General features: G+C 65.2%; 15 protein-coding genes. 11 read left to right on the plus strand and 4 right to left on the minus strand.

Features of this window, described 5'->3' with window-relative positions; all coding sequences use genetic code 11:
- The first annotated feature begins 85 nt into the window (after positions 1 to 85).
- The 4 genes from accC to K5Q19_RS20910 are packed head-to-tail and all read left to right on the plus strand — an operon-like array spanning position 86 to position 2319.
- A complete protein-coding gene (gene accC, locus K5Q19_RS20895; protein WP_292949246.1) occupies positions 86 to 1432 on the plus strand; it encodes an acetyl-CoA carboxylase biotin carboxylase subunit in 1347 nt (448 codons plus the stop codon).
- Between the two features lie 19 nt (positions 1433 to 1451).
- On the plus strand, positions 1452 to 1700 hold the full coding sequence (locus K5Q19_RS20900; protein WP_292949248.1) for a hypothetical protein: 249 nt from the start codon (positions 1452 to 1454) through the stop codon (positions 1698 to 1700).
- Positions 1700 to 1915, plus strand: coding sequence for a DUF2283 domain-containing protein (locus tag K5Q19_RS20905; RefSeq protein WP_292949250.1), 216 nt, complete (start codon positions 1700 to 1702; stop codon positions 1913 to 1915). The genes K5Q19_RS20900 and K5Q19_RS20905 overlap by 1 nt, the downstream gene beginning before the upstream one ends.
- A complete protein-coding gene (locus K5Q19_RS20910; RefSeq protein WP_292949252.1) occupies positions 1912 to 2319 on the plus strand; it encodes a hypothetical protein in 408 nt (135 codons plus the stop codon). The genes K5Q19_RS20905 and K5Q19_RS20910 overlap by 4 nt, the downstream gene beginning before the upstream one ends.
- Before the next feature lie 79 nt (positions 2320 to 2398).
- Here the strand turns inward: K5Q19_RS20910 and gshB are convergent, their stop codons facing one another.
- Entirely contained in the window at positions 2399 to 3346 is a 948-nt protein-coding gene (gene gshB / locus K5Q19_RS20915) for a glutathione synthase (RefSeq protein WP_292949254.1), read from the minus strand.
- A 142-nt stretch (positions 3347 to 3488) separates the two neighbouring features.
- On the opposite strand from gshB, the gene K5Q19_RS20920 reads away from it, so the two are divergent.
- Positions 3489 to 3701 carry a hypothetical protein gene (locus K5Q19_RS20920; protein ID WP_292949256.1) on the plus strand — a complete coding sequence of 71 codons (213 nt, stop codon included), beginning with the start codon at positions 3489 to 3491 and terminating at the stop codon, positions 3699 to 3701.
- 10 nt (positions 3702 to 3711) lie between these two features.
- Here K5Q19_RS20920 and K5Q19_RS20925 read toward each other — a convergent pair whose 3' ends face one another.
- Positions 3712 to 4068 carry a YraN family protein gene (locus tag K5Q19_RS20925; protein WP_292949258.1) on the minus strand — a complete coding sequence of 119 codons (357 nt, stop codon included), beginning with the start codon at positions 4066 to 4068 and terminating at the stop codon, positions 3712 to 3714.
- A gap of 150 nt (positions 4069 to 4218) precedes the next feature.
- On the minus strand, positions 4219 to 5055 hold the full coding sequence (gene rsmI / locus K5Q19_RS20930; RefSeq protein ID WP_292949260.1) for a 16S rRNA (cytidine(1402)-2'-O)-methyltransferase: 837 nt from the start codon (positions 5053 to 5055) through the stop codon (positions 4219 to 4221).
- A gap of 40 nt (positions 5056 to 5095) precedes the next feature.
- On the opposite strand from rsmI, the gene K5Q19_RS20935 reads away from it, so the two are divergent.
- From K5Q19_RS20935 to K5Q19_RS20955, 5 genes are all read left to right on the plus strand, one after another.
- Positions 5096 to 6259 (plus strand): penicillin-binding protein activator, encoded by a 1164-nt coding sequence (locus K5Q19_RS20935; RefSeq protein WP_292949263.1) that lies wholly within the window; start codon positions 5096 to 5098, stop codon positions 6257 to 6259.
- A 251-nt stretch (positions 6260 to 6510) separates the two neighbouring features.
- Positions 6511 to 8529: a DNA topoisomerase IV subunit B gene (locus K5Q19_RS20940; protein ID WP_292949265.1), complete on the plus strand. Its 2019-nt coding sequence runs from the start codon at positions 6511 to 6513 to the stop codon at positions 8527 to 8529.
- 49 nt (positions 8530 to 8578) lie between these two features.
- Positions 8579 to 8803 carry a hypothetical protein gene (locus K5Q19_RS20945; protein WP_292949268.1) on the plus strand — a complete coding sequence of 75 codons (225 nt, stop codon included), beginning with the start codon at positions 8579 to 8581 and terminating at the stop codon, positions 8801 to 8803.
- Between the two features lie 12 nt (positions 8804 to 8815).
- Positions 8816 to 9091, plus strand: coding sequence for a type II toxin-antitoxin system RelE/ParE family toxin (locus K5Q19_RS20950; RefSeq protein WP_292949271.1), 276 nt, complete (start codon positions 8816 to 8818; stop codon positions 9089 to 9091).
- 156 nt (positions 9092 to 9247) lie between these two features.
- On the plus strand, positions 9248 to 11122 hold the full coding sequence (locus K5Q19_RS20955) for a methyl-accepting chemotaxis protein (RefSeq protein ID WP_292949274.1): 1875 nt from the start codon (positions 9248 to 9250) through the stop codon (positions 11120 to 11122).
- A gap of 57 nt (positions 11123 to 11179) precedes the next feature.
- Here K5Q19_RS20955 and K5Q19_RS20960 read toward each other — a convergent pair whose 3' ends face one another.
- A complete protein-coding gene (locus K5Q19_RS20960; RefSeq protein ID WP_292949277.1) occupies positions 11180 to 11965 on the minus strand; it encodes a hypothetical protein in 786 nt (261 codons plus the stop codon).
- A 168-nt stretch (positions 11966 to 12133) separates the two neighbouring features.
- Here K5Q19_RS20960 and K5Q19_RS20965 point away from each other — a divergent pair, with 168 nt between their 5' ends.
- Positions 12134 to 12979, plus strand: a complete 846-nt coding sequence (locus K5Q19_RS20965) for a MoxR family ATPase (protein WP_292949280.1) — start codon at positions 12134 to 12136, stop codon at positions 12977 to 12979.
- Positions 12980 to 13078: the final 99 nt, after the last annotated feature.

The following is a 13078-nucleotide window of genomic DNA, read 5'->3' on the forward strand; positions in this document are numbered from 1 at the left end:
AAGATCACCGCGATCCTGGTCGAAAACGCGCAGCCGGTCGAGTTTGACCAGCCGCTCGTCGTCATCGCCTGAGCGCGCCAGACCCATGGCCATTTCCCGCCTGCTGATCGCCAACCGCGGCGAAATCGCGCTGCGCATCCACCGCGCTGCGCATGAGATGGGGATCGAAACGGTCGCGGTGCACTCCACCGCCGATGCCGACGCCATGCACGTGCGTCTGGCCGACCATGCCGTCTGCATCGGCCCGCCGGCCGCCAAGGACAGCTATCTCAACATGGCCGCGATCATCTCCGCGGCCGAGATTACGCATGCCGACGCGATCCATCCTGGCTACGGCTTCCTTTCGGAAAACGCCAAGTTTGCCGAGATCGTCGAGGCGCACGACATCACGTGGATCGGCCCCAAGCCCGAACACATCCGCACGATGGGCGACAAGATCGAAGCCAAGCGCACCGCCGGCGCGCTCGGCCTGCCACTCGTTCCCGGGTCCGACGGTGCGGTTTCCGATATCAAGGAAGCCAAGGCGATCGCGGAAGCCGCCGGCTATCCGGTGATCATCAAGGCCGCCTCGGGCGGCGGCGGGCGCGGCATGAAGGTCTGCAACGGCCCGGACGAGCTCGAAACGCTGATCCAGCAGGCCGGCAGCGAAGCCAAGGCCGCGTTCGGCGATGCCACGGTTTACATCGAGAAGTACCTCGGCAACCCGCGCCACATCGAATTCCAGGTCTTCGGCGATGGCAATGGCAACGCCATCCACCTCGGTGAGCGCGACTGTTCGCTGCAGCGCCGCCACCAGAAGGTGCTGGAGGAAGCCCCCAGCCCCGTCATCTCCGCCGCCGAGCGCGACCGGATGGGCGGCATTGTCGCCAAGGCCATGGCCGACATGGGCTATCGCGGCGCGGGCACGATCGAGTTCCTCTGGGAAAACGGCGAGTTCTACTTCATCGAGATGAACACCCGCCTGCAGGTGGAGCATCCCGTCACCGAAGCGATCACCGGCGTCGACCTCGTGCGCGAACAGATCCGCATCGCCGATGGCAAGCCGCTCTCGGTCAAGCAGGAAGAGATCGAGTTCAAGGGCCACGCGATCGAGTGCCGCATCAACGCGGAAGACCCGTTCAACTTCACCCCCTCGCCCGGCCTCGTCACCAGCTACCACGCCGCCGGCGGCATGCACGTGCGCGTCGATAGCGGCCTCTACGCCGGCTACCGCATTCCGCCCTATTACGACTCCATGATCGCCAAGCTCATCGTCTCGGGCCGCACCCGCGAAGGCTGCATCATGCGCCTGAAGCGCGCGCTGGAGGAGATGGTGATCGGCGGCGTGAAGACTTCGATCCCACTCCACCAGAAGCTGCTGACCGACCCCAAGTTCCTCGATGGGGACTATTCGATCAAGTATCTGGAGCAGTGGCTTTCGGAAGCGGAGTAAGCCGGGCGGAAGGCGCGGAATGTCAACGACGCGCTATTTCGAGGAGCAGGTGCTGCGAAAGCGGCCGTATCTGACCTTAGAACACTGCCGCGCCGTGATTGCCGCGCCACTGCGCATCGAAGTGCAGGACGATGGCCGAATCCGCCATTGGGGCCATGTCACCTTGCCAGACGAAGAGGAAACGCGCATTTTGCGCGTCGTCACGTTGGAAGACGGCGAGACCATACACAACGCGTTCCTTGATCGCGGCTACCGCGAGGAAGTCTAATGAAGCTGCACTATTACCCCGATACCGACAGCCTCTACATCGAACTAAGCGCGCAGCCTTCCGCTGAGACGCGGGAGATTGCGAGCGGCTTCAATGCCGATTTCGACCTTGCTGGCAATCTTGTTGGGCTCGACATCGATGGCGCTTCGGGGAAGCTCGATTTGACGACGCTTGAAACGGTCTCGCTCCCGTTCGGGACGCTGAAGGCGGCTTGATCGAGTTCCTGTGGGAATGTGGCAGCATGCGCCCAGTTGCGGACATTTTAATCCGTGGGTTCGAAACGTATCGTAAGCCAATGTGGAAGCTAATTTATGCGGCGGTCCCCTATTGCTTGGTTGCCTGCGGCGTTTCAGCGGCGGCCGATGTGGACGCTTCCGAGAAGCAGCGCATCCTAAAAGCGTTGGCTTCTCATGAGCATGGTCGTTTCGAGATTTTGCACGCGACTCAAGAGACTAGATCCGGTCAGCACGTTACCTGCGGGCTCTATCGAAAGATTGGCAGCAACGGCCCGGCACATCTATTCGGCTGGATCGACAACAGGTTGGTCATGAAGTTCGGTCCAGACTGGAACTCCGCAACAATCTGCTTGATCAAGCACTACAACGCGCCATTGCCTTGACTGCTTCCGACGCAAACTCGGCCATTCCTAGGCTATGCTAGCTATCGATAAAGCGGCTTAAAATTGGACAAGCCCCGATTCAAACCCGCCCCTCGATCGCATCCCAGATCATCCCCGCCGTATCGGTCCCGTTGAACCGGTCGATCGCCACGATCCCCGTCGGCGAGGTCACGTTGATTTCGGTCAGCCACTTGCCGCCGATCACGTCGATGCCGACGAAGATCAGTCCCAGCCGCTTCAGCTCCGGCCCCAGCGCGGCGCAGATTTCCTGCTCTTCCGGGGTCAGCGCGGTCTTCTCGGCATAGCCGCCGACGGCAAGGTTGGAGCGGAACTCGCCCTCGCCCGGCTTGCGGTTGATCGCACCTGCCACTTCGCCATCCACCAGCACGATGCGCTTGTCGCCCTCGCTCACTTCGGGAAGGAAGGCCTGCACCATGTGCGGCTCGGGCCAGGTCTGGTTGAACACCTCGATCAGCGCGCCGAGGTTCTCGCCTTCCTCCGAAACGCGGAAGATCGCCTTGCCGCCGTTGCCGTGAATCGGCTTCACCACCACCGCGCCGTGGCGCTTCTGGAAGGCGCGCACTTCTTCCACCGAACGCGTCACCAGCGTCGGCGGCATGAAGCGCCGGTAATCAAGCACCATCACCTTTTCGGGCGCATTCCTCACGCTGCGCGGGTTGTTCACCACCAGCGTCTCGCTCTCGATCCGCTCGAGCAGGTGCGTCGCGGTGATATAGCCCATGTGGAACGGCGGATCCTGCCGCATCAGCACCACATCGATATCGCGCCCGAGGTCCAGGCGCCGCGCCTCGCCCGCCTTGTAGTGATCGTCTGACACGCGCTGCACCGTCACCGGCACAGCGCGCGCGGTCAGTCTGTCATTCTCATCGAGCGAGAGCGCGCCGACGTCATAGTGATAAAGCTCATGCCCCCGCGCCTGCGCCGCCAGCATCAGCGCGAAGGTGGAATCGCCGTTGATATTGATCGAATGGAGCGGGTCCATCTGGACGGCAACGCGGAGAGTCATTGGCGGTCAATCCATTAGCGGCGGGTCCGTGATAACCCGCAGCCGCGCCTTAATGCGGTTTGCGCCGGTTTGCGACCATGAATGCACCGCGCCCGGTCGGCCCCCCGCCCGGCACCGCATCCATTACAAGGGACCAGACCACATGCGCAAGACCCTCACCGCCATCGCCTGCACTGCTGCCATCCTCGGCTGGACCGCCAGCGCCGCCGCCAATCCCGAAAAGCACCCGACCGAGCACCCCAAGGACGGCGAGCACAAGGATGGGCACGACGGCGACCACAAGGACGGCCATGATGGCGAGCACAAGGATGGCGAGCACAAGGACGGCCACGGCGCCGGCCATCCCGGCCACTGATCATTCGATACTACGCGCCGGGTTGCCAGACATTGGCGATCCGGCGCGGCCAGGTTCCGGGCGCGATGAGGATCACGTCGATCCGCACATCGTCGCCCGGCCCCGCAAACTTCGGCGCCAGTGCCTCCGCCGCCCGCGCCACGCGCCGCAGCCGCCGCGCATCGATGGCAGAATCGAGCGCTGCCCTGCTGGATCGCCACTTCACCTCGACAAACGCCACCGTGCGCCCCTTGCGCGCAACGAGATCGACCTCGCCGGCGCCGATCCGCTGCCGCTTGGCGAGAATGCGCCAGCCGCAGAACCACAAGTACCAGGCCGCAAGGTTCTCCCCGCGCCGCCCCTGCAGTTCGGCCTCGGCCCGGCTCACCAAACCACCCCCCGATCCGTTCGTGTCGAGCCCCTCGACAAGCTCGGGATAAACTTCGGGTCGAAGACCCGAAGTCGAGACACAAGGCGCCGCGCTTGGTGTCTCGACTTCGCTCGACACGAACGGGTGGTGGAAATCTGGTTCAAGACTCTAGCCCCGTAACTCCAGCGCCCGCGCATAGAGCACCTTCCTGTCCAGCCCATGCTTCTTCGCCACCAGCGCTGCCGCCTTGGACACCGGTAGATCGGCCAGCGCCGCAAGCAACTCCGCATCCACATCCGCCTCGCCCGGCTTCTCTGCCGCGCCGGGGGGCCCCGCCAGCAGCACGATTTCGCCCTTCGGCGGATGCGCGGTGTAGTGCGCCGCCAGTTCGACCGCTGTCCCTGTCCGGCATTCCTCGTGCAGCTTGGTCAGCTCACGCGCCACGGCGATCTCGCGCCCCGGCAGCAGGCGGGCCATCGCCTCGAGTGAGGCGACCAGCCGTGGCCCCGTCTCATAGAACACCAGCGTTGCCGGCACCGCCGCCAGTTCCGCCAGCACATCCCCGCGCGCCTTGTCCTTGCTCGGCAGGAAGCCGGCAAACAGGAACCGGTCCGTCGGCAGCCCCGCCAGCGTCAGCGCCGCGACCAGCGCGCTTGCCCCGGGGATCGTCGTCACCGCAATCCCGCGCGCCCGCGCCTCGCGCACAAGACGGTAGCCGGGATCGGAAATCAGCGGCGTCCCCGCGTCCGAAACCAGCGCCACCGCCCCGCGCGTCATCTCGCCCAGCAGCGCCTCGCGCGCCGCGTCGCTCGCGTGATCGTCATAGCGCCGGAGCGGCCGCTTGATCCCCAGGTGGTGCAAGAGCTTGCCCGTGACCCGCGTATCCTCGCAAGCGACCACGGCGCATCCCGAAAGTGTCTCGATTGCGCGCCGACTGACGTCACCGAGATTGCCAATCGGAGTCGCGACTATATAGAGACCGGGTTCAAGTTCGGGCGTTTGCATAAGCAGACCAATGGACCGGCGACCAGGGAGCGGCAAGCCAATGATGATCGGAAGCGGGCGGACAGCAGGCGGGAACCTGCGGCGCTGGATCGTATGCGGGGCGCTGGCCCTGCTCGCCGGCTGCACCGTGATCCCCAAGCCCGTCGCGCCGCCACCGCCGCCCAAGCCGGTGGAAGTGACGCCGGACGCCAATGTCCTGCCCACGGATGCCGATCGCCACCGCGTTGCGCTGCTCGTGCCGATGAGCGGGCCCAATGCGCCCGTCGGCATGGCCATCGCCAACGCCACCACGATGGCGCTGCTCGATACGGGCGCGCAGAACGTGCGCATCACGACCTACGACACCGCGCTCGGCGCCGGGCTTGCCGCCAACAAGGCAATCCTTGATGGCAACCGCCTGATCCTCGGCCCGCTGCTGGCGGATGAAGTGGTCGCCGTCGCCAGCGTCGCCCGGCCGGCCAAGGTGCCGATGATCACCTATTCGAACGATGCGTCCGTGGCGGACCGCGATGTCTTCGTGCTCGGTCAGGTTCCGGCACAGGCCATCGCCCGCGTGGTCGGCTTCGCGCAGGACAAGGGCATCAAGTCCATCGGCGCGATCATCCCCACCGGCGCCTATGGCCAGCGCGTGTCCTCCGCGCTCACGGTTGCGGCGCGTTCGCGCGGGCTGACCGTAACCGCGATCGAAAGCTATGACCGCTCCAACACTTCGGTCTCGAGCGCGGTGCGCCGCGTGCTGGCCAAAGGCCCGGTCAATGCGCTGCTGATCGGCGACAGCGGCCGCATCGCACTGATGGCCGCGCCCGCCGCTGCCGGCACGAAGCTCCTTGGCACCGAGCTGTGGAACGGCGATGCCTCGATCGCCAAGAGCCCGGCCATGCGCGGCGCATGGTTCGCCGCCGTTTCCGACAAGCGCTTCGGCCAGTTCGAGCAATCCTATCGCACCCGCTTCGGCGCCGCGCCTTCGCGCCTTGCCACACTCGGCTACGATTCGGTGCTGCTCACGCTCAACGTCGCGCGCGGGTGGAAGCCGGGCACCCTGTTCCCCACCGCCAAGCTCTATACGCGCGACGGGTTCATCGGGCTCGACGGCGTGTTCCGCTTCGAACCGAACGGCGTCGCCGAACGCGCGATGGAAGTGCGCGAAGTGGGCGCGGGCACCTTCGTGACGGCGAGCCCTGCACCGGCGAAGTTCAATCCCTGAAGAAGAAGAGTTGGTTCGCGCAGAGGCCGCAGAGACCGCAGAGAAGACCGAACAGAGCGGCGAAGCCGCAGCTGGATACGGTCGCTAGGCACAGCCTTGGCCACAAATCCGCACATCTCTGCGCTCTCAGCGGCCTCTGCGCGAACCATCTTCATCTTGCGGCGCACGCCCCGCCGTCCGCCCACAAAACCCCGGGATAAGCACCATCCCCCCATTGCCCCCGGAATCGGCCATGTTCTATAGTCGTTCCCATGTCTGATGACCTGTTCGACAAGCTGCCCCAGCGCAGCGCCGACGAAACCTACGATGGCAGCGCCATCGAGGTGCTGGAGGGGCTCGAACCCGTCCGCCGCCGTCCCGGCATGTACATCGGCGGGATCGACGAGCGCGCGCTCCATCACCTCGCCGCCGAAGTGCTCGACAACGCGATGGACGAGGCGGTCGCGGGCCACGCCAACCGCATCGAAGTCACGCTCGAGGAAGGCCCTCCCGGCACCGCGGGCAAGATCACGATCACCGACAACGGCCGCGGCATGCCGGTGGACGAGCACCCGAAGTATCCGGGCAAGTCCGCGCTCGAAGTGATCCTCACCATGCTCCATTCGGGCGGCAAGTTCTCCGGCAAGGCCTATGCCACCTCGGGCGGCCTCCACGGCGTCGGCATCTCGGTGGTCAACGCGCTTTCGGTGCTCACCCGCATCGAAGTCGCGCGGAACAAGGAGCTCTATGCGCAGGAGTTTTCGCGCGGGCTGCCGACCACGAAGCTGGAGCGCATCGGTGCAGCGCCCAACCGGCGTGGTACTTCGGTCACATTCATCCCCGATGGCGAGATCTTCGGCGAAGAGGCGCGCTTCAAGCCCGCGCGCCTGTTCCGCCTTGTCCGCTCCAAGGCCTATCTCTTCGCTGGCGTCGAGATCCGCTGGAAGTGCGCGCCTGCGCTGATCGCGGGGACGGATATTCCGCCAGAGGCCACGTTCCAGTTCCCCGGCGGCCTTGCCGATCACCTTGCCGAGCAGGTCGCGGGCCGCGAATGCGTCACCTCCGTGCCTTTTACCGGCAGCCAGGATTTCCCCGCCGGTCCGAATGGCGAGGAAATGGGCCGCGCCGAATGGGCCATCGCCTGGCCGCTGTGGTCGGACGGGTCCTATAGCTGGTACTGCAACACCATCCCCACCCCCGATGGCGGCACCCACGAAGCAGGCCTTCGCGCCGCGCTGACCAAGGGCATCCGCGCTTTCGGCGAACTCGTCGGCCAGAAGAAGGCCAAGGACATCGCGCCCGAGGACATGCTGACGGGCAGCGAGATCATGCTCTCGGTGTTCATCCGCGATCCCCAGTTCCAGAGCCAGACCAAGGACCGCCTCACAAGCCCCGAAGCCGCGCGGATGGTCGAAAGCGCCATGCGCGATCACTTCGACCACTTCCTCACCGACAACATGGAACGCGGCAAGGCGCTGCTCGGCGCGGTGATGGAGCGCATGGACGAGCGCCTGCGCCGCAAGGCGGAGCGCGAGGTCAAGCGCAAGACCGCGACCAACGCCCGCAAGCTGCGCCTTCCCGGCAAGCTCACCGATTGCAGCGGCGAAGGCAGCGGCGAGACCGAGCTGTTCATTGTCGAAGGTGATTCCGCCGGCGGCAGCGCCAAGCATGCGCGTGACCGCAAGACGCAGGCGATCCTGCCCATCCGCGGCAAGATCCTCAACGTCGCCAGCGCCAGCGCCGACAAGATCCGCGCCAATGCCGAAATCGCCGATCTCGCGCTCGCCTTGGGCTGCGGCATGCGCAAGGACTGCAATGCTGATGCGCTGCGCTACGACCGGATCATCATCATGACCGACGCGGATGTCGACGGCGCGCATATCGCCACCTTGCTGATGACCTTCTTCTTCCAGGAAATGCCGGAGATCGTGCGGCGCGGGCACCTCTACCTCGCCCAGCCCCCGCTCTACCGCCTCACCAGCGGCGCCACCTCGGTCTATGCCAAGGACGACGCCCACCGCACCGAGCTGGAAGCAACGAAGTTCAAGGGCAAGAAAGTCGAAGTCGGCCGCTTCAAGGGCCTCGGCGAGATGAACCCGCAGCAGCTGCGGGAGACGACGATGAACCCTGCCACCCGCAGCCTCATCCGCATCACCCTGCCGCCCGAGTATGAAGGCAGAGCCGCGGTAAAGGACCTCGTCGACCGCCTGATGGGCCGCGACCCCGCCCAGCGCTTCATGTTCATCCAGAACCGCGCCGGGGAGCTCGATCCGGAATTGATTGACGCGTGAGTCAACCCCACCTTTCCGCTCGGCCATTCCATGCTATGTTGAACTGGCAATGACCGTGCTCGACTCCTTCCTTGCGTTCACCGCCCGGCTCGATGAGGCTGATCGCGCTGCTGTCGAGGAAACCCTCGCAGCGATCATGGAGAGCTTCGACCCTCGCCATGATTTCACACCTGCAGAATTGGAGGAGATCGAACGGCGCTTGGCTGATCCGAACCCGGCGATAGCATCGGATGACGATATCAGGCGGATATTCGGACACGCCTTCGATCGTTGATGGCGAGATCTGGTGAAGGTTCGGTTCAGCGAAAAGGCAATTGCCGACCTTGATGGCATCATCCAGTGGTACAACGGGATTGCGCCTGAAAGCACTCCGCGCATAGTTGCCGATATCGAACGCGCAATTGATCGTCTGAGGGTTTTCCCAAGTTCCGGTCAGGCAACAGGACACGGCGATCTTCGGCGGATCGTCACCCTCCGGTATCATTTCAAGATCGTCTATCGCATCAAGCCCCGGCAGATCATCGTGATCGGTATCTTCCGGCACCAGAACCGCAAGCAATGACCCGCTCCGCCGCTTGAGCCCTTCAGCCGATTTTAACCGCGACGTCCGGGTTTCACCCTAGCCCCGGCCAAACCCGGTGGCAGTCTCCGCGCGTTTAGAACCCAGCCGATATCCGTCGCGCAGTCCCGCGTGGCGGCAGAAACGGGCTCAATCGGCATGGAATATCTCAGGAACGCTCCGATCGGACGCAAGCTCGCGGTGATGTTCGCGGTGCTTTCGCTGGTCGTCGTCGCCGCCATCGGCACCATGGTCTGGCGCATGAACGCGATGCGCAGCGCCGAAATCCAGGTGGCAGAAAAGCATGTCCCCAAGGCACTCGCCGCGGACAAGGTCAACATTGCCATGGCCGAGTTCGAAAATGCCTTGCGTGCGCATCTGCTCGCAGCCGACGACTACGAGCGCTCCGATGCCGAGGCCAAGATTGCCTCCAGCCAGAAGATCATCAGCACGGAAACGGCCGCGTTCGAAGCCGTCGGGATCGACACGCAGGAACAGGCCCTGCTCAAGGCCTTCAAAGCCGGCTGGCAGCAGATGAGCCAGGATACCACCCAGATCACCCAGCTCTCGTCCGAAGGCCGCACCGCCGAAGCGCTCGCCAGGCTGGCGACGTCGAGCGAACCGGTCGAGGTGACGACCAAGGCGCTCGCCGACATCGCGAAGTACCAGAAATCCCATATCGATGAGGCCAATCAGCTGGCAGCGGGCTATTTCGCGGTTGCGCTGTGGTCCGGCATCATTGCAGGGCTTGCCGTGCTCGGCGCGCTCGGCGGCATCTACCTGACGATGGTCCGCTTCGTCGCCCGCCCGGTCAGCCAGATCACCCACGCGATCCAGGACCTTGCGGACGGACGTCTCGACGGTTCACTCCAGATTGCCGATACGCAGGACGAGGTCGGCGCGCTCGGCCGGGCCATGCGCGGCCTTCAGGCACAGCTTGCCCGTGCCGAAGCGAGCAAGGCCGAACAGGTAGAGCTCATCGTCAGCACACTCGGCGCCGCACTGGCAAAGTTCAAGGAAGGCGATCTCGGTGCGCGGGTTACCGCCGCGCTGGAAGGCCCGTTCGCTCGGCTCAAGACCGATTTCAACGCGATGGCGAGCGAACTTGAGCAGGTCATCGGCTCGGTCGCCGGCACCGCCAGCGGCGTTCAGACCGGCTCGACCGAAATCCGGGCCGCCTCCGACGACCTCGCTGCGCGCACCGAGCAGCAGGCCGCCAGCCTTGAATCCGCCGCCAACGCCATGCGCGAAGTCACCGCCAAGGTCGAGCAGAGCGCCAGCAACGCCGGCGCCGTGCGCGAAACGATCGTGCGAGCGACTGACCGCGCCAACGCCGGGGGTGATGTCGTCAAGCGTGCAGTCGGCGCCATGGATTCGATCGTCGACAGCTCGAAGCAGATCACCCAGATCATCGATCTGATCGATGGTATCGCCTTCCAGACCAACCTCCTCGCGCTCAACGCAGGTGTCGAAGCCGCGCGCGCCGGCGAGGCAGGCCGCGGCTTTGCCGTCGTCGCCAACGAGGTCCGCGCGCTCGCCCAGCGGTCCGCAGAGGCCGCGCGCGATATCAAGGGCCTGATCAGCGGCAGCGCGCAGCATGTCGAAATGGGCGTCCACCTCGTCGGCGAGACCGGTGAGGCGCTCGATGCGATCATCACCCAGGTGGCCGAGATCGGCGCGCTGGTCGAAGGCATTGCCACCGCCGCCGTCGATCAGGCGGCGAGCATCTCCAAGGTCAACGTGACCATGGGCGAGCTCGACCGGATGACTCAGCAGAACGCTGCGATGGTCGAGGAAAGCGCGGCTGCCTCGCGCAATCTTTCGGGTCAGGCGGCCAATCTCGCCAATCTCGTCGCGCGCTTCCGCGGCGCCGGGATCACCGCCTCCGCCGGCAGCTTCAATGCCCCGCCCGCCGCGCGGCCCGCCTCGGCCCTTGCGCCGCTGCCCCTGCGCACGATCCCGGCAGCTGCCCCCGCGCCGGTCCACGGCAACCTCGCGCTCGAACTCGACGAGGACAACTGGTCCGAGTTCTGATCCATTGCTCCTGGGCCCATGCCTTGTGCGAAGGCGTGGGCCCCGGCCGGCCGGGCATCAGTCCTGGCCGGCCGCCCCATCCTCGCGCTTCGCGGCCCTGAAATCGAAGCGGATGCGCACCCAGGTTCCGACTTGCGCCTTGCCGTCCACGCGCGGCGGCCGCACCAGAAACTGCCAGGCCGCCTGCCGCAGCGCCCGCGCCAGACCCGACCCGCGCGGGCTCTCGTCCACCTCCCGGCAATCCTCGACATGGAACCGCTCGACCGTGCGGCAGATGATCATTGCCCAATCGCCGCTGGAACCGCCGCGCGCTGCGCTCATGTAGGGCGAAAGTTCGGCTCTGGTCGGCTCGCGGTACCATTCGGCATTGTAGACGCGCGCGCCGCCCGGGCCGTCACCGGTTCCTTCGGCATTGCCGCCACCGCCCTGCGAAGCGCCGGTCGAACCGCCGCCACCCGCCGGCTTGATCTTGCTGATATCCGCCTTGGCAATGTCCTCGCGGCTGAGCTTGATGAAGCCGGGCGGCCATTCGACCTGGTTCTTGGCCGGGATCTCGACCCGCGGCGGCAGCTTGGGCGGCGGCGTGGTCACCGTCTGGACCTGCTCCTGCTTCACGTCCTGCTTGGGCGCGGCCTTTTCCTTCTCCTTTTCGGCAGACGGCGGGGCGATATTGATCGCCACCAGTTGTCCGCCCTCAGGACCACCGCCGCCGACAATACCCGTCATCAGCACCAGCACGGCAATCAGGGAGAGGCCGACCACCAGCGCCAGCACGAGGGAAACGGCCCGGTCACGGCGCGACGGAGCGTAGCGCGCAGGGCTGACGGCGGGGGCGGATCGCATCGCGCTTCGCCTACACGCGCGGGCACGTAGCGGCAACGGGGCCGCTTGTAACCAAGTGTCGCTTCCCCGCGCCAATGTGGCAGTTCAGCTTACTCGGCTTGGCCACTTGCCAGCCTGCTGCTCTCGCCCTATCCCTTAAGCAACCGGTTAAGAATTTCGAGGATGTCCATGCGCTTTGAAGGCACCAGCAATTACGTCGCGACCGATGATCTCAAGGTGGCAGTCAACGCGGCCGTGCTGCTGCGCCGCCCGCTGCTGGTGAAGGGCGAGCCCGGCACCGGCAAGACCGTCCTTGCCCACGAAATCGCCAAGGCCGTCGGCGCGCCGCTGATCGAGTGGAACGTCAAGTCCACCACCAAGGCCCAGCAGGGCCTCTATGAATACGACGCGGTTGCCCGCCTGCGCGATGGCCAGCTCGGCGATCCGCGCGTGCATGAAATCTCCAACTACATCCGCAAGGGCAAGCTGTGGGAGGCCTTCACCTCGCCGCAGCTCCCCGTCCTGCTGATCGACGAAATCGACAAGGCTGATATCGAGTTCCCGAACGACCTTCTGCAGGAGCTCGACCGGATGAGCTTCGATGTCTACGAAACGCACGAGACCATCGCCGCCAAGGAACGCCCGATCGTCGTCATCACCTCGAACAACGAGAAGGAGCTGCCCGACGCGTTCCTGCGCCGCTGCTTCTTCCACTACATCAAGTTCCCGGATCGGCAGACGATGCAGTCGATCATCGACGTCCATTTCCCCGGCATCCAGAAGACCCTCGTCACCAAGGCGATGGATATCTTCTACGAGGTGCGCGAAGTCCCTGGCCTGAAGAAGAAGCCGAGCACCTCGGAACTGCTCGACTGGCTCAAGCTCCTCCTCAACGAGGACATGCCGCTCGACGTCCTCCAGAACCGCGATCCGACCAAGGCGATCCCGCCGCTGCACGGCGCGCTGCTCAAGAACGAGCAGGACGTGATGCTGTTCGAACGGCTGGCGTTCATGGCGCGGCGGCCTTCGAACTAGCCATTCCCCCAACCCGTTCGTGTCGAGGGGAGTGGAGACACCCGGGCCCCGCCGGGGTGTATGGGCTTAGGTCGACACCAAAGGGGGTTTGGTGTTTAT

Origin of the sequence: Novosphingobium sp., from assembly GCF_019748365.1 — a bacterium.
Classification (GTDB): domain Bacteria; phylum Pseudomonadota; class Alphaproteobacteria; order Sphingomonadales; family Sphingomonadaceae; genus Novosphingobium.

What these genes read in the sequence shown, in the direction of transcription:
- K5Q19_RS20945 (WP_292949268.1), top strand. Translation starts at nt 8,579, where the DNA reads ATGACCGTGCTCGACTCCTTCCTTGCGTTCACCGCCCGGCTCGATGAG.
- K5Q19_RS20940 (WP_292949265.1), top strand. Translation starts at nt 6,511, where the DNA reads ATGTCTGATGACCTGTTCGACAAGCTGCCCCAGCGCAGCGCCGACGAA.
- K5Q19_RS20955 (WP_292949274.1), top strand. Translation starts at nt 9,248, where the DNA reads ATGGAATATCTCAGGAACGCTCCGATCGGACGCAAGCTCGCGGTGATG.
- K5Q19_RS20960 (WP_292949277.1), bottom strand. Translation starts at nt 11,965, where the DNA reads ATGCGATCCGCCCCCGCCGTCAGCCCTGCGCGCTACGCTCCGTCGCGC.
- K5Q19_RS20905 (WP_292949250.1), top strand. Translation starts at nt 1,700, where the DNA reads ATGAAGCTGCACTATTACCCCGATACCGACAGCCTCTACATCGAACTA.
- accC (WP_292949246.1), top strand. Translation starts at nt 86, where the DNA reads ATGGCCATTTCCCGCCTGCTGATCGCCAACCGCGGCGAAATCGCGCTG.
- K5Q19_RS20920 (WP_292949256.1), top strand. Translation starts at nt 3,489, where the DNA reads ATGCGCAAGACCCTCACCGCCATCGCCTGCACTGCTGCCATCCTCGGC.
- K5Q19_RS20900 (WP_292949248.1), top strand. Translation starts at nt 1,452, where the DNA reads ATGTCAACGACGCGCTATTTCGAGGAGCAGGTGCTGCGAAAGCGGCCG.
- gshB (WP_292949254.1), bottom strand. Translation starts at nt 3,346, where the DNA reads ATGACTCTCCGCGTTGCCGTCCAGATGGACCCGCTCCATTCGATCAAT.
- K5Q19_RS20965 (WP_292949280.1), top strand. Translation starts at nt 12,134, where the DNA reads ATGCGCTTTGAAGGCACCAGCAATTACGTCGCGACCGATGATCTCAAG.
- rsmI (WP_292949260.1), bottom strand. Translation starts at nt 5,055, where the DNA reads ATGCAAACGCCCGAACTTGAACCCGGTCTCTATATAGTCGCGACTCCG.
- K5Q19_RS20935 (WP_292949263.1), top strand. Translation starts at nt 5,096, where the DNA reads ATGATGATCGGAAGCGGGCGGACAGCAGGCGGGAACCTGCGGCGCTGG.